At 62.5% G+C, this 15,060-nt stretch carries 15 protein-coding genes and 1 other RNA gene; 5 read left to right on the forward strand and 11 right to left on the reverse strand.

Annotated features, from left to right (window positions below; genetic code table 11):
* Window positions 1-63: 63 nt before the first annotated feature.
* The 5 genes from ACEN8I_RS07075 to ACEN8I_RS07095 form a co-directional block, all read right to left on the reverse strand.
* Entirely contained in the window at window positions 64-888 is an 825-nt protein-coding gene (locus tag ACEN8I_RS07075; RefSeq protein WP_413327606.1) for a competence/damage-inducible protein A, read from the reverse strand.
* A 12-nt stretch (window positions 889-900) separates the two neighbouring features.
* On the reverse strand, window positions 901-1,830 hold the full coding sequence (locus ACEN8I_RS07080) for an EI24 domain-containing protein (protein ID WP_413327607.1): 930 nt from the start codon (window positions 1,828-1,830) through the stop codon (window positions 901-903).
* A gap of 121 nt (window positions 1,831-1,951) precedes the next feature.
* Window positions 1,952-2,914 carry a sterol desaturase family protein gene (locus ACEN8I_RS07085; RefSeq protein ID WP_413327608.1) on the reverse strand — a complete coding sequence of 321 codons (963 nt, stop codon included), beginning with the start codon at window positions 2,912-2,914 and terminating at the stop codon, window positions 1,952-1,954.
* 5 nt (window positions 2,915-2,919) lie between these two features.
* Window positions 2,920-3,696, reverse strand: coding sequence for a polysaccharide deacetylase family protein (locus ACEN8I_RS07090; RefSeq protein ID WP_413327780.1), 777 nt, complete (start codon window positions 3,694-3,696; stop codon window positions 2,920-2,922).
* Window positions 3,697-3,745: 49 nt separating this feature from the next.
* Entirely contained in the window at window positions 3,746-4,759 is a 1,014-nt protein-coding gene (locus tag ACEN8I_RS07095; protein WP_413327609.1) for a YncE family protein, read from the reverse strand.
* Window positions 4,760-4,893: 134 nt separating this feature from the next.
* Here ACEN8I_RS07095 and ACEN8I_RS07100 point away from each other — a divergent pair, with 134 nt between their 5' ends.
* Window positions 4,894-5,682: an alpha/beta fold hydrolase gene (locus tag ACEN8I_RS07100; protein WP_413327610.1), complete on the forward strand. Its 789-nt coding sequence runs from the start codon at window positions 4,894-4,896 to the stop codon at window positions 5,680-5,682.
* 3 nt (window positions 5,683-5,685) lie between these two features.
* Here the strand turns inward: ACEN8I_RS07100 and ACEN8I_RS07105 are convergent, their stop codons facing one another.
* A complete protein-coding gene (locus tag ACEN8I_RS07105; protein ID WP_413327611.1) occupies window positions 5,686-6,276 on the reverse strand; it encodes a molybdopterin-dependent oxidoreductase in 591 nt (196 codons plus the stop codon).
* A 164-nt stretch (window positions 6,277-6,440) separates the two neighbouring features.
* On the opposite strand from ACEN8I_RS07105, the gene ACEN8I_RS07110 reads away from it, so the two are divergent.
* On the forward strand, window positions 6,441-7,118 hold the full coding sequence (locus tag ACEN8I_RS07110; protein WP_413327612.1) for a hypothetical protein: 678 nt from the start codon (window positions 6,441-6,443) through the stop codon (window positions 7,116-7,118).
* A gap of 28 nt (window positions 7,119-7,146) precedes the next feature.
* On the opposite strand, the gene ACEN8I_RS07115 is transcribed toward ACEN8I_RS07110, so the two are convergent.
* From ACEN8I_RS07115 to ompA, 5 genes are all read right to left on the reverse strand, one after another.
* Window positions 7,147-7,878 carry a pseudouridine synthase gene (locus ACEN8I_RS07115; RefSeq protein WP_413327781.1) on the reverse strand — a complete coding sequence of 244 codons (732 nt, stop codon included), beginning with the start codon at window positions 7,876-7,878 and terminating at the stop codon, window positions 7,147-7,149.
* A 100-nt stretch (window positions 7,879-7,978) separates the two neighbouring features.
* Window positions 7,979-8,365: a transfer-messenger RNA gene (gene ssrA, locus ACEN8I_RS07120) on the reverse strand.
* 12 nt (window positions 8,366-8,377) lie between these two features.
* Window positions 8,378-9,043, reverse strand: a complete 666-nt coding sequence (locus ACEN8I_RS07125; RefSeq protein WP_413327613.1) for an HAD-IA family hydrolase — start codon at window positions 9,041-9,043, stop codon at window positions 8,378-8,380.
* A gap of 23 nt (window positions 9,044-9,066) precedes the next feature.
* Window positions 9,067-9,774: a bifunctional 2-polyprenyl-6-hydroxyphenol methylase/3-demethylubiquinol 3-O-methyltransferase UbiG gene (ubiG, locus tag ACEN8I_RS07130; RefSeq protein ID WP_413327614.1), complete on the reverse strand. Its 708-nt coding sequence runs from the start codon at window positions 9,772-9,774 to the stop codon at window positions 9,067-9,069.
* A 66-nt stretch (window positions 9,775-9,840) separates the two neighbouring features.
* Window positions 9,841-10,476 (reverse strand): outer membrane protein OmpA, encoded by a 636-nt coding sequence (ompA, locus tag ACEN8I_RS07135; protein ID WP_413327615.1) that lies wholly within the window; start codon window positions 10,474-10,476, stop codon window positions 9,841-9,843.
* A 252-nt stretch (window positions 10,477-10,728) separates the two neighbouring features.
* On the opposite strand from ompA, the gene gyrA reads away from it, so the two are divergent.
* The 3 genes from gyrA to serC are packed head-to-tail and all read left to right on the forward strand — an operon-like array spanning window position 10,729 to window position 15,049.
* Window positions 10,729-13,377: a DNA gyrase subunit A gene (gene gyrA, locus ACEN8I_RS07140; RefSeq protein WP_413327616.1), complete on the forward strand. Its 2,649-nt coding sequence runs from the start codon at window positions 10,729-10,731 to the stop codon at window positions 13,375-13,377.
* The gene (locus tag ACEN8I_RS07145; RefSeq protein WP_413327617.1) at window positions 13,377-13,946 is read left to right on the forward strand and encodes a DUF2059 domain-containing protein; all 570 of its coding nucleotides are present in this window, start codon (window positions 13,377-13,379) and stop codon (window positions 13,944-13,946) included. The genes gyrA and ACEN8I_RS07145 overlap by 1 nt, the downstream gene beginning before the upstream one ends.
* Window positions 13,943-15,049: a 3-phosphoserine/phosphohydroxythreonine transaminase gene (gene serC / locus ACEN8I_RS07150; RefSeq protein ID WP_413327618.1), complete on the forward strand. Its 1,107-nt coding sequence runs from the start codon at window positions 13,943-13,945 to the stop codon at window positions 15,047-15,049. The genes ACEN8I_RS07145 and serC overlap by 4 nt, the downstream gene beginning before the upstream one ends.
* Window positions 15,050-15,060 lie beyond the last annotated feature (11 nt).

A 15,060-nucleotide genomic window follows, 5' to 3' on the forward strand; every position in this document is an offset into this window, starting at 1 on the left:
CTCGTGGTAACGATAGCACCATTTAAGTGCATCCCTATGAACGCACTTATTTAGTGCGAAAAATCAACGCACCAATTCAGGGCCGAACTTGAGGTCGAATTTGTGCAGCCCGGCCAGCATGGCCGGGTAGGCCAGATTGACGGCTTCGGGCGCGCCTTTGACGCCCAGCTCGATATGGCGGCCGTATTCGGGGTGGTCCACGCTGGGCAGGCTGAAGACCTTGACGCCGGCGTGCGCCGCCTCAATGGCGAGCATCAGCGGCGTGAGCATGGCTTCCATGGACCCAAAAATGATCACCGATTTTTCGGTGTAAGGCGACTTTTGGTGCAGGTGGGCATACAGCGTGTCGAGCGCCCATTCGATCATGGGCCAGGCCATGACCGGAAACCCGGGCACGAAGTGGACCGCGCCCTGCCCCGCACGGCAGGTAAAGCCGGGGATCTTGTTGTAGGGGTTCGGAATGATCTCCGCGCCAACCGGGAACACCCCCATGTTCAGGCGGTGGATGTTGTCGTCGCGGTCGGGCTCGTAGGGCGTGCCCTGCTCTTTGGCCACGTCGGCCATGCGTTCGAGGATCAGGGTTTTGGCCGTGGGATGCAGGGCCAGGTCAACCCCCAGGGCCTTCGCCGCGCACTGGCGGGTGTGGTCGTCGGGCGTGGCGCCTATTCCGCCGCAGGAAAACACCACGTCGCCGTTTTCGCGGGCCGCCGCGAAAGCGCGCGCCAGCGTGGCGGTAATGCGCGCCGGGTCATCGCCCACATAGTCGGCGTAGGCCAACTGCAGGCCGCGTGCGCCCAGCAGCTCTATGGTTTTGGGCAGGTGTTTGTCGGCGCGTTTGCCCGAAAGGATTTCATCGCCGACGATGATCAGGCCGAAATGAGGGGTCATGTTTTGGAGAATTCAAGGCAGGTGTAAATCGGGCTTGCCGCCCAGCGAGCCGAAGCTGGGCGCCGGCCCGGGCAGGGCCTCGGGCGCCAGCTCAGCCGCCGTGGTCGCGAGCTCGGCCTGGACCAGCGGATCAGGAGCCAGCGCATTGTTTCTTTTGCGAAGCTGCTCCAGCGCGGCCAAGGTGTAGTGGGCAAACCAGAGCGAGGAAAAGGCGAACACCAGTGTGTAGATCCAGATGGCCACAGGCACCAGGATGGGCGCCATGGCGACGAACATGGCGCCGGAAGCCCAGATCAGGCTGGGCGCGGCGCCCAGGTAACCGCTGAGCACGCCTATGGCCAGCAGCGGCATGCGGTGCTCTTTGAAAATCTGCCGCCGCTCCTCGCTGCTCGCATGGTCGACCATGGCGTCGTAAGACATCACGCGGTAGGTCAGCCAGCCCCAGATCAGCGGCGGCAGCACCAGGATCAGGGGCGGGATCAGCCACAGCGGAATCGACACAATCAGCGCGACCACCGCCAGCAGTGTCGAGCCCAGCGACCAGAACAGGCTGGCCAGCATGGAGCCCCCGAGTTTGCGCTCGAGTTGCGGAAAGCGCCGCTCGGCCACCAGCGACACCATGGCCGGCGTCATGAGCATGGCCACAAACAGCAGCGAAACAATCACGATCACGGGAATGGCCAGGAACAGCAGCAGCGCTGGCGCCAGCACCATGCGCAGGCTGCTCAACCCCAGCGTTTCGAGCCAGCGCACCAGGCTGTTGACCAACTCGTAGTTGCTGATCTGGGAGCGGATGGCCTCGACCGCGTCGCTCCAGAAAAAATAGCCCAGTCCGAGCGAGATCGCGACCATGATGACCAGGGGCAGCACCGACAGGGCAATCACCCGCGGGTGCAGGCAGTACATCGCGGCACGCCAAAAAGCATCAAGAAGTTTGCTCATAAAAACAGTGTAGCCCCCGCGGTCATTCACTTCGTGTAATTCCCTGCCCCCTCAGGGGGCCGCCCGCCTGTGGCCCGGCAAAGCCGGTTCCGCGGCCCCTGCTGGGTTGAAAAACTCAGTCTCAGGCGCGGCCAAATAAGCGCTTGAGGCCCACCCACTGCTGCGACCAAAAGCCTTTGCCGTAATCGCGGTTGGCTTCCACCTGGTCGCGAACGCCGGTGGGGTCGTAACGCTGCTCAAAATTGGCGGTGCCGAACAGCACATCCCACCACGGAAGCAGCACGCCGAAGTTGTGCCCACCCAGGACGGTGCGCTGGGCCTTCACGGTCTCGTGCCCAATCCCTATGCTGTGGTGCAGCCGGTGAAAGCGCGGGCTCACCCACAGGCGCTCGCCGATGCGGCCGAACCAGATGCGCACGTTGGCGTGCTGAAAGCTTTCGCTGAGCTGGGTGAAGGCCACGATGGCGATGAACTGGCCGGGCGGCACGCCGATCAGTTGGGCCACCAGCACCACGATGGAGTCGACCAGGATGTCGTCGAGCAGGTGGTTGCGGTTGTCGCTCCACATGGTCATTTGCCGCTGCGCATGGTGCAGCGAATGCAGGCGCCACCACCACTCGATCTGGTGCTGGCCGCGGTGCGTCCAGTAAGCCACGAAATCGAACACCACCAGGTAAATCAGCAGGCTGACCACCGCGTGGTCGGTCACGCCGGGCCAGAGCTGGTCGAGGTGGAAAGTGCCGTAGCCGGCAGTGCGCAGCGCGCCGAAGGCCTCGTCGAACCATGGGTCCAACGTGAAGAACAGCGCGATGCGAAACAGGCCCAGCCGGTGGATCAGCGTGTACAGCACGTCGGTGCGTATGGTGGCGCGGTCGGTCACGGGCTCGACCGGGCGCCAACGCTGCAGCGGGCCTATGAGGGCCAACAGGATCAATATCTGGATCACCCCCACCATGAACCAGGCGGTGGCGTCGTAGCCGTCTTCCAGCACGTTGCCCATGCCCAGCGCGAACATGGCCGGCTGCACGGCAGCCTCGAACAGCCACTGCTGCACCGCTGAAAAAAGATCGCTGAACCCGTCCATGCCGTTTATTTTGCAGGCTTGGCCGGGGCCGGGCCGGACTGCGCCTCAATCCAGTCCTTGTACTGGGGATGCTCGCGCAGGGTCTTGAAGCAAAAGCCGCGCGACTGCAGGCCGGTGATCAAGGGCTCCAGCACCTTGGGCGCCCAGGGGTCCTTGCGCGACCAGATGCCCAGGTGCGCCAGCAGGATGTCGCCGGAGCGCACATCGCGCAACGCTTTCTTGAGCAAAAAATCGTTGGGATATTTCTCGCTGGCCAGTTCGTCGCCCAGAAAACCCGCGGGCGACCAGCCCACATGCTCGTAGCCGCAGGACTTGGCGGCGGCCAGCAGCGCGGGCGAGGTCTTGCCGCCCGGCGCCCTGAAAAGCGGCAGCGTTTTTTTTCCGGTGATGGCTTCCAGGCGTTTGGCCGATTTGCCGATTTCTTCGCAGTACTGCGCGGCCGTCCAGTTCAGGTCCTTGCCATCCGACGGGCCCGCCGAGGGCCGCATCTTGAACCCGGGCGGCTCACCACCGGCCATCGGCAAGTCGCTGCGCCAGTACACATGGTCCCAGGTGTGGGAGGCGAACTCATGGCCTTCGGCAGCCCGCGCTTTCCACCAGGGCGCCCATTGCTCGCCCAGGCTGCCGTCGCCGGTTTGCGTGCGTTCGTTGGCGGCGAAAAACGTGACCTTGACCTGGTGTTTGTTCAGCACCTCGGCCATCAACGGCGCGACGGCCATGTGGCCGGTGTCCAGCGTCAGGTAGACGGGTTTGCAGGGGGCTGCTGCCTGGGCGGGGTGCATGCCGGCCGCCGCCAGGGCAGCGGCAAGCAGCGCAGCCGCCAGGGCCGGCTCACCTAGCCGAATGGTCGAGCGTCCAAACACCGTGGGGGCTCTTTCCAACATTGACCTGGCGCACCACCTTGCGGGTCGCCACATCGATCACGGTGAGCTTGCGCGCCCAGCGCGAAGTCACCAGGATCTGCTTGCCGTCGCGGCTCACGTCGATGCAGTCGGGGCCGCCCGGCGCGGGGTAGTTGTCAACCACTTCCAGCGTTTGCAGGTCTATACGACTGATGGTGTTGGCCACGCGGTTGCTGACCAATACATGGCGCTTGTCGCCGAAGGCGCGAAAGGCATGGGCGCCCGCGCCGGTCTTGATGGACTTGGTGCGCTGCGGCTGGGCGCCGCTCACGTCATAGACCTCTACGGCATCGCCGCCCGTCAAACCAACCAACAGAAATTTGTCATCGGCCGTGCCGTAGACGTCGGCCGGGATGGAGCCTGTCTTGGTGCGCCATTTGACGGACTGGCTGGCCAGGTCGATGGCGATCAGCTCGTCGCTGTCCTGCATGGTCGAGTAGATCGTGGTGCTTTTGCTGTCTATCCACAAATGGCTGGGCGTCCTGCCGGTAGGCACGCGCTTGGCCAGCGTGATGTCCTTGCCGTCCCATTTGTAAATATCGATGTGGTTCAGGCGGTTGGCCGCCGTGACAAACCATTTCATGTCGGGCGAAAATCGCAGCTGGTAGGGATCCAGGATGCCGCGCACCGTGCGCTGCACTTCGGCGGTTTTCGGGTCGATGAAGGTCAGCGAGTCCGACAGGGCATTGGCGACGATCACCGATTTTTCATCAGGCGTGAGATAAAGGTGGTGCGGCTGCTTGCCGGTGGCGATGCGCCGGGTCTCGGTCCAGGTGGCCGGGTTGATCACGCTGACGCTGTCGTCCAGCGAGTTCAGCACAAAGACGGGTGTGGTGATCCCGGAAGCCGCCGGCGGCGCCGCGGCCTGGGCGGCGGCAGGGAAACTCGTCAGGGCAGCAAGGGCGCACAGCCAGGCGGCTGCGAAACGGGCGAGAACATTCACAAAAACGGTCTTTCTAGGTGCAACCGGTTAGTGTACCGGGCGCCGGCGAGGTTCCCGTCCCAAAAGAAAGGCCGGCAGCAGTGAGCCCAAATACCCGGAATCCCCGAATCGCCGCCATCCCTTACGATGCGGCGATGAATGTGACACAGATACTGGAGATCAACGATGTGCGCCTGGAAGTCAGGCGCATCGCCGGGCAACCCGGCCTGGCCCCGATTGTTTTCCTGCACGAAGGCCTGGGTTCGGTCGCCTTGTGGACGCAGCGCGGGCTGGACTGGCCGCAGGCCGTGTGCGCGGCGACAGGCCGGGCCGGTGTCGTGTATTCGCGGCGAGGCTACGGCAAATCCGCGCCCGTGCCCGACGTGCGCGGCAGCGGCCGCTTGCTGCCCGACTATATGCACCGTGAAGCCTGGGAGATGCTGCCCGCCCTGCTGCGGGCCCTGGACATCAGCCGGCCCGTGCTGCTGGGCCACTCCGATGGCGCCACCATCGCCCTGCTCCACGCCAGCCGCTATCCGGTGGCGGCCTGCATCGCCATGGCGCCGCATGTGCTGGTCGAAGACATTGCCGTGCAGGCCATCACCGAAGCCCGTACGGCGTTTGAGTCGGGGGGATTGCGCGATCGCCTGGCGCGCTACCACGCCGACGTCGACGTGGCCTTCTGGCAATGGAACGACATCTGGCTGTCGGAAGCCTTTCGCCGCTTCGACATCCGCGAGGAATGCAGCCGCATCACGGCGCCGCTGTTGCTCATCCAGGGCCTGGACGACGAATACGGCACGCTGCGCCAGCTCGAGGAAATCGTGAGGGTGGCACCGCATGCCCGGCAACTGCGGCTGGCGGCCTGCGGGCATTCCCCCCAGCGCGACCAGCCCGGCCAGACCGTGGAGGCGATCACTGACTTCCTGAAGGCCGCGCGCTGAAACTCAGGCCTCTTTGACCTCGATGTGATAGGTCGCCCAGGGGCACCAGGCAAAGCGCGCGGAGATCGGCTTGGCCGCCATCTCGGGGAAACGGTCCGCGTCATAGACGGCCCACAGCGGCCCCAGCCCGCCCAGCGACAAAGGCTGGCCGTCCATGTGGGTGGCGACGATAAAGCGGTATTTGGTGAGCTCAGCAGCCGTTACCTGGGCCGCGTAGCCGTCCACCGCGCGCACAAACACCGTGGTCTTGTCATTGAGCTTTACGCCGCTGGCCTTGAGCACATCAGCCAGCAGCGGGCCTTTGAGTGTGTGCGGCTTGTTGTCGTATTCCAGCGTGGGCTTGATGGTGACGGCCGGCAGCGCGGCCAGGGTGGCGAAGTCAAAGGTCTGCGCCTTGTCGAACTTGATCTTCTGCTTGGCCATCATCTGGTCCAGCGCCGGATCGAGGGCGCCGCGGTTGCCCGCGCCTATCAGCCCGCTGACGGTCAGCACTGTCGGGCCTTTTTGCGCCTTGGGCGCCAGCTGGGCCTGCGCCATTCCAGGCAGGGCGGCAGCGCCCAAGGCCGCTACACCCATAAATTTGCGTTTATCCATGGATTTCTCTCCCCTTTTTGCAAGTTCTACGTATGTTCGCGACGGAGTTTCCGTCTAAAAATTCACACTTAGTCACTAATCAAGCAAAACACCGTGATAAACCTCAAGACAAAGTAGGCAAATAGTCGCATATTGTAAGTACCCGTAACAACCAGGAGTTTGTCATGTACAGAAACTCGGAATGGTCACCGGCGGAGCAGCCCCACATGGAGCACATCGCCGAATGGTACAGCCTGTGGTCACGATGGGTAAACCGGGGGAAACGCCGCATTCCCAAACACTGGCCCCTGCATGCGCGGGTTCTGATGAACAGCGAAGAGCTGCGGGTCTGGCACTGGATGATCAACACCTTTGACGACCACCACGTGCTGGTCAAGATGCCGGTGACCCGCTTCACCCGGCCCAACGCCAATGAGAACAGCCTCTACTGGTATGAAATGCTCCAGAACACCACCTGCACGTTTTCGGTCTGCGCCAGCGACGGCCATGTGGTCGGCTGCGTGGATGTTCCCAAGTCCTTCGGCCTGTCCCGCAAAGCCAGAAACCTGAAAAGCAATTTGCTGGCCCAATGCGGCATTTGTTATGTGGTGCTCAACCCTTCCATGCTGCCGGACCAGGACGCACTCCGCAACGAATTCCTCGGTGAAGAAGCCACCAAAAACCGGCACCTCAAGCGTGAGGAAGCGGCCCTCGAAACCGCGCGGCTCAGCCTGAAACACACGCTGGCGCAACAACGCCAGATACGCACGCTCATGGACCAGGAGCACACCAGCAGCATGCCCGGCCACTGGCACGACTCATTCCTCATACAGTCCAACACCCGCCCGGCCGAATTGCGATAAGCGGGACCGGCGATGCGCCGGGCAATGCTTAGCCCGCGATGCGCGCCAGGTCCTCTACCGTCAGCCAGCGCCATTCGCCGGCTTTGAGGTCCGCCGGCAAGTCCAGCGAACCTATGCGCGAACGGTGCAGGCCGCCCACCTCTTCCACCCGGTTGCCCACGGCGGCGATCATGCGCTTGACCTGGTGGTATTTGCCTTCGGTCAGCGTCAGGCTCAGCTGGTTCTCGCCGGTTTTTTCACAGGCCGCGGCCCGCACCGGCTTGGGGTCATCATCCAGCACCACGCCGGCCAGCAGCTTGGCCACCTGCTTGTCGTCCACCGGGTGCTTGGCGCGCACCTCGTACACCTTGGGCACATGGTGCTTGGGCGAACTCATGCGGTGGATGAACTTGCCGTCGTCCGACAGCAGCAAGAGGCCCGTCGTGTCCTGGTCCAGCCGCCCCACCGCCTGCACACCGGCCGCCGCGCCGCCGCCGCGCTGGCGTATAGGCGCCGGCAGCAGCGTGTAGATGCTCGGGTAAGCGCTGGGCTTTTGTGAACACTCATAGCCCGCGGGCTTGTGCAGCATCAAATAAGCTTTTTCATGGTATTCCCAGTCCGTGCCCTGCACCGTGAAGCGCAGGCCTTCGCTGGGCTCGAATTCAGCGGTCGGGTCGTCGCAAGGCGCGCCCGCCACCGCCACATAACCTTGTTGAACCAGCCCCGCGCACACGCGCCGTGTGCCAAAGCCTTGAGAGAAAAGGATTTCCTGAAGTTGCATGCTTGCCATGGACATATTGTCACCGCGGGCGCAAAGCGGTTGAACAGCCGCCGGACACCCATAAAAAAGCCCGGCGGATTAAGGCCGGGCTTTCGTGAAGTGGTGGAGCTGGGGGGATTTGAACCCCCGTCCGCAAGCCTTGTTCGGGCAGATCTACATGTTTAGCGGTCTGATTTGGGTCTCGCCACCTGTGTCGCGCAGTCGCACGCTACACAGGACGCCAGCACCCTATTTTCTCGCCCCGGGTTAAGGTACCCAGCCCGGAGCCAGCCGATGAAATTATCTTTACAGCCGGGAGCGTTTAACTTGCGCTAAACACCCCTTGCCCAGCCCATCGGCCTGCTGTTGTAAAGCTCACTGGCAATTAAGCAGCGAGTGCGAAACGTTCGTCGTTTGCAGTTAGTTTGTTTGAATCTGTTTTACGAGCACACTCAGCTCGACATGCACCACACCGCGTCCGAACCCACGTCGAAACCAATGCAGCCCCAGGAGGCCTAGTTTACGCCATCCGCAGCAAATTCAAGAGGGCGCCGGGTGCGGCAATGGTCGCATCGGCGTTCCAGCCTCCGGTATCGGCAGTTTTGCCAAGATAGCCGTAGGCGGCGGCCACTGTGGGCATGCCCGCGGCGCGGCCCGCGACGATATCGCGCTCGTCGTCGCCGACATAAATACAGCGGCCGGGCGCCAGGTCGAGCTGGCGCGCCGCCTCGAGCAGGGGTGCCGGGTGCGGTTTGGAATGCGGCGTGGTATCGCCGCTGATGATGGTCTGGGCGGTGGCGAACAACGGCATGGCCTTGGTCAGCGGGACGGTAAAACGGGCAGATTTATTGGTCACCACACCCCATTTGAAGCCGGCCTGTCCGATCCGGGCGACCAGTTCGGCCACGCCATCAAACACCGTGGTGCGCTCCGTCATGCGCGACTCATAGTTGCGAAAAAACTCTTCCTTGAGGCCAGCGAAACGGGCATCGTCCGGCGTCAGGCCGAAGGCCACGGCAATCATGCCGCGCGCGCCCGCGCCCGCCATGGGGCGGTATAGCGCCAGCGGAAGCGATTCGAGTCCCCGGTCAGTGCGCATTTTGTCGGCCGCAGCGCCCAGGTCGGGCGCGCTGTCTATCAAGGTGCCGTCCAGGTCGAACAGCACGGCAGCAATGTCTTTGAACATATCGGGTGTGAATTGAGGCGATTTCAGCTCTTCTGGGTAGCCAGCAGGTAATTGACGCTGGTGTCGGCGCTGAGCCAGTAGTGGCGCGTCAGCGGGTTGTACTCCATGCCGCGGGTCTGCTGCAGAGAGAGCCCCGAAGCCCGGCAATAGCCGGCCAGTTCGCTGGGTTTGACCAGTTTGGCGTACTCATGGGTGCCGCGAGGCAGCATGTTCAGCACATACTCCGCGCCCACGATGGCGAACAAAAAGGCTTTGGCGTTGCGGTTGATGGTGGAAAAAAACACATGCCCGCCGGGTTTGACCAGCGCCGCGCAAGCCTGGACGATGGACGAGGGGTCGGGCACATGCTCCAGCATTTCCATGCAGGTCACAACATCAAAGCTGCCCGGTTGTTCGGCCGCCAGTGCTTCGGCGCTGATTTCACGGTATTGCACCCCTTCCGTCTGCGCTTCCAGTGCATGGAGTTGGGCAACTTTGAGCGCCTTTGTGGCCAGGTCTATGCCCAGGACCTCGGCCCCCTTTCGGGCCATGGAGTCGGCCAGGATGCCGCCGCCGCAGCCCACGTCGAGCACGCGCAGCCCTTTGAGCGGAACCTGGCCGTCGATCCAGCCCAGGCGCAAGGGGTTGATCTGGTGCAGGGGACGGAACTCGCTTTCGGTGTCCCACCAGCGGTGGGCCAGGTCGGAGAATTTGGCCAGCTCAGCAGGGTCAAAGTTATCGCTTGTAGACATAGGGCATTATCGTTGAGGCATAAAAAAACCGCGCCTAGGCGCGGTTTTTGAAGCGATCCCTGAGGATTACTTATTGGCGCGGGTACCAACCACTTCGATTTCGACGCGGCGGTTCTTGGCGCGGCCTTCGGCGGTCTTGTTGTCAGCAACTGGCTGTTTCTCGCCCTTGCCTTCAGTGTAGACGCGGTTTTTCTCGATGCCCTTGGACACGAGATATGCCTTGACGGCTTCCGAACGGCGAACCGACAGCTTCTGGTTGTAAGCATCGCTACCAACGGAGTCGGTGTGACCCACGGCGATAATAACTTCCAGGTTGATGTCCTTGATCTTGCCGACCAGGTCGTCCAGCTTGGCCTTGCCTTCTGGCTTGATCACAGACTTGTTGAAGTCAAAGAAAGCGTCAGCAGCGTAGGTAACTTTCGTTGCGGCAGGAGGAGCAGCAGGAGCAGCGGCAGCAGGAGCAGCGGCAGGAGCTGCGGCAGCAGGAGCGGCAGGAGCCATCGCAGGGGCAATTGCGCCGTCGCAACCAGGCGCTGCGGTAGCAGGCGTCCAGTTGGCATCACGCCAGCACAGTTCATTGGTGCCGTTTTTCCAGACCAGTTCGTTGTTGCCGTTTTTCCAGTTGTCGATCGTTTGTGCACCAGCGGCGGTAACAAGCGCTGCGGAAGCAAACAACATTGCCACTTTGTTGAGTTTCTTCATGGTTCTCCTCTAGAGAAAAGCCGCAGACTTGCTGCGATTAGTAATTTACACGCCGTGAGTGACCATCACTCAAAGCGTTACATCGATTGTGCCACACATGCCCCAACCTTCAAGCACGCTATCGGCTTCGTCTGACACAGACTTGAGATTCTTGAGCATTTGTTGCTGCCCCGCCACAAGTAGCCGCTATAAACTCAAGCCTTAAAATCGCTGGCTTTCCTCAAGAATCTCGAAATCCCAACCAGGCCGCTCATGACCCAGTTTGCTAAAGAAACCCTGCCCATCAGTCTTGAAGAGGAAATGCGGCGCAGCTATCTCGACTACGCCATGAGCGTGATCGTTGGCCGGGCCCTGCCCGACGCCAGGGACGGCCTCAAACCCGTGCACAGGCGCGTTTTGTACGCGATGCATGAGCTGAACAACGACTGGAACCGCCCCTACAAGAAGTCGGCGCGTATCGTCGGCGACGTGATCGGCAAATACCACCCGCACGGCGACCAGTCAGTCTACGACACCATTGTTCGCATGGCCCAGGACTTCTCCCTGCGCCACCTGCTGGTCGACGGCCAGGGAAATTTCGGCTCCGTGGATGGTGACAACGCGGCCGCCATGCGGTATACGGAAATCCGCCTGTCGAAAATCGCCCATGAATTGCTGGCCGACCTGGACAAGGAAACCGTCGATTTCGGCCCCAACTATGACGGCAGCGAACAGGAGCCCCTGGTCCTGCCGACCCGGCTGCCCAACCTGCTGGTCAACGGATCGGGCGGCATCGCGGTGGGCATGGCGACCAACATACCGCCCCACAACCTCAACGAAGTGGTCGACGCCTGCCTGCACATGCTGAAGAACCCGGAGGCCTCCATCGACGAACTGATGGAAATCGTGCCGGCGCCCGACTTCCCCACGGGCGGCATTATTTACGGCATCAACGGCGTCAAGGACGGCTACCGCACCGGCCGCGGCAAGGTGGTGATGCGCGCCAAGTGCCACTTCGAGGACATCGACAAGGGCCAGCGCCAATCCATCATCGTCGACGAGCTGCCCTACCAGGTCAACAAGAAGACGCTGCAGGAGCGCATGGCCGAGCTGGTGCACGAGAAAAAAATCGAAGGCATCAGCCACATCCAGGACGAGAGCGACAAGTCCGGCATGCGTCTGGTCATTGAGCTCAAGCGCGGCGAAGTGCCTGAAGTGGTGCTGAACAACCTATACAAGCAGACCCAGCTGCAGGACACCTTCGGCATCAACATGGTGGCGCTGGTCAACGGCCAGCCCAAGCTGTGCAACCTGAAGGACCTGATCCAGGTCTTCCTCTCGCATCGCCGCGAAGTGGTGACGCGCCGCACCGTGTACACGCTGCGCAAGGCGCGCGAACGAGGCCACGTGCTGGAGGGCCTGGCCGTGGCCCTGGCCAACATCGATGACTTCATCGCCATCATCCGCAACGCGCCCACGCCGCCGGTGGCCAAGGCCGAGCTGATGCTGCGCCCCTGGGACAGCAGCCTGGTGCGCGAAATGCTCACCCGCACGCGCGCCGACGGCGGCATCGTCAACGCCGACGACTACCGCCCCGACGGCCTTGAAAAAATGTTCGGCATGGGCAGCGACGGCCTGTACCGCCTGTCGGAAACCCAGGCCCAGGAAATCCTGCAGATGCGCCTGCAACGCCTGACCGGCCTGGAGCAGGACAAGATCGTGGCCGAATACAAGGAAGTCATGGCCGAGATTGACGACCTGCTCGACATCCTGGCCAAGCCCGAGCGCGTCTCCATCATCATCGGCGAAGAACTTTCCGCCATCAAACTGGAGTTCGGCCAGACCAAACTGGGCGCGCGGCGCAGCCATATCGAGCACAGTTCCTTCGACCTCAGCACCGAAGACCTGATCACGCCGACCGACATGGTGGTGACGCTCTCGCACACCGGCTACATCAAGAGCCAGCCGCTGTCGGAATATCGGGCGCAAAAACGTGGCGGCCGCGGCAAGCAGGCCACCGCCACCAAGGACGACGACTGGGTCGACCAGCTCTTCATCGCCAACACGCACGATTACATCCTGTGTTTCTCCAATCGGGGCCGGCTCTACTGGCTCAAGGTCTGGGAGGTTCCCGCGGGGTCGCGCGGCTCGCGCGGCCGGCCCATCGTCAACATGTTCCCGCTGCAGGAAGGCGAGAAGATCACGGTGGTCCTGCCGCTGACGGGCGACAAGCGCAGCTTCCCTGCCGACCAATACGTCTTTATGGCCACCTCCATGGGCACCGTGAAAAAGACGGCCCTCGACGAATTCAGCAACCCGCGCAAGGCCGGCATCATCGCCGTGGACCTTGACCCGGGCGACTACCTCATAGGCGCGTCCCTGACCGACGGCAAACACGACGTGATGCTGTTCAGCGACGGCGGCAAGGCTGTGCGCTTTGATGAAAACGACGTCCGCCCCATGGGCCGCAACGCGCGCGGCGTGCGCGGCATGACGCTGGAAGACGGCCAGGGCGTGATCGCCATGCTGGTGGCCGAGGACGAGCAGCAAAGCGTGCTGACGGCCACCCAGAACGGCTTCGGCAAACGCACCTCCATCACCGAATACACGCGCCACGGCCGCGGCACCAAGGGCATGATCGCCATCCAGCAGAGCGAGCGCAACGGCAAGGTCGTGGCGGCGACGCTGGTCCACGTCGACGACGAGATCATGCTCATCACCGACAAGGGTGTGCTGGTACGCACGCGCGTCAGTGAAATCCGCGAGATGGGCAGGGCTACACAGGGTGTTACGCTGATTGGCCTGGACGAGGGCTCACAATTGAGCGGTCTGCAGCGCATCGTCGAAAACGATGCCACGCTGGACGACCTCGACACCGAAAACGACACCGGCACAGACGCCTCCAACACGGAAAGCAATTAATGAAAAAACTGATCACCACCCTCGCGATCGCCGGTCTGGCCTGCACCGCGGCCGTCCACGCCCAGACCGACCCGAAAACCGAGCTGGCCAAAAAAGTGGTCGCCCTGCAGCAAGGTCCCGAGCTCGATCGCTTGGTCGGTCAGCTGGCGGGCAGCACAGCCCAGGATCTGATCGCCAAATGGGCCCCTCAGCTCGAAGCCAAAGTCCCCAAGGCCAAGCAGGCAAAGGCCTCCGAAGACCTCAACGCCGAACTCAAGAAATACGCCGATGACGCCAGCCAGCTGATTGGCAAGCAGGTCAGCAAGGTCAGCGCCGAATCGCTGGTACCCGCCTACACGGAGCGTTTCACACTGGAGGAACTCCAGCAGATCGCCGCTTTCTTCGAATCCCCGGCCATCAAAAAATACCAGGCTACCGCCCCTGAACTCGGCAACGTTTTTGTGCAAAAGCTCGTCGAGGCTTCACGCACCGACGTGGTGGCGCGCATCAAGCAGTTCGACGAGGCGGCGGTGAAAATCGTCGGCAGCGCCCCAGCACCGGGAGCCGCCAAGCCGCCCGCGAAGAAATGACCCGTCCTTTCAATTTTTCCGCCGGCCCCGCGAACCTCCCCGAGGAGGTTTTGCAGCAGGCGGCGGGTGAAATGCTGGACTGGCACGGCAGCGGCATGAGCGTGATGGAGATGAGCCATCGCGGCAAGGAGTTCATCTCCATCTATGAAGCCGCCGAAGCCGATTTTCGCGAACTCATGGCCGTTCCGGCCCATTTCAAGATCCTGTTCATGCAGGGCGGCGGGCTGGCCGAGAACGCCATCGTTCCGCTGAACCTGTCCCGCGGGCGTTCCGCCGATTTTGTGGTGACCGGCAGCTGGAGCGACAAGTCGCAAAAGGAAGCTCGCAAGTACTGTGACGTGCAGGTGGCCGCCAGCAATGCCGACAACGGGCACACACAGCTGCCCGCGCCTTCGGGCTGGAAGCTGCGACAGGACGCGGCCTATGTACACCTGTGCACCAACGAAACCATCAACGGCGTGGAATTCCAGAGCCTGCCGGACCTCAAGACCCTGGGAAGCAACGCGCCCCTGGTGATTGATTTTTCGTCCCACGTGGCTTCCCGGTCCGTCGACTGGTCCCGCGTCGGCCTGGCCTTCGGCGGGGCGCAGAAAAATCTTGGTCCCGCCGGCGTGACGCTGGTGGTTATCCGCGAGGACCTGCTCGGACACGCCATGCCGGCATGCCCCAGCGCCTTTGACTACAAAACGGTCGCGGACAACCAGTCGATGTACAACACGCCGCCCACCTACGCCATTTACATCGCGGGCCTGACCTTTCAGTGGCTCAAGCGCCAGCGGGAAGGCACGGCCGCCGGTGTCGCGGCCATGGAAAAGCGCAACCTGGCCAAGGCGCAGCTGCTTTACGATGCGATCGACAGTTCGCAGCTCTACCTGAACAAGGTCGGCAAGGACTGCCGCTCGCGCATGAACGTGCCTTTTTTCCTGCGCGACGAATCGCGCAACGAGGCTTTCCTGGCCGGCGCCAAGGCGGCGGGCCTGCTTCAGCTCAAGGGCCACAAGTCGGTAGGCGGCATGCGCGCCAGCATCTATAACGCCATGCCGCTGGCCGGCGTGCAGGCGCTGGTGGCGTACATGCGAGAATTCGAACAAAAACACGCCTAGGACGAAATACC

Origin of the sequence: Polaromonas sp. CT11-55 (assembly GCF_047303325.1) — a bacterium.
Lineage (GTDB): Bacteria > Pseudomonadota > Gammaproteobacteria > Burkholderiales > Burkholderiaceae_C > Polaromonas.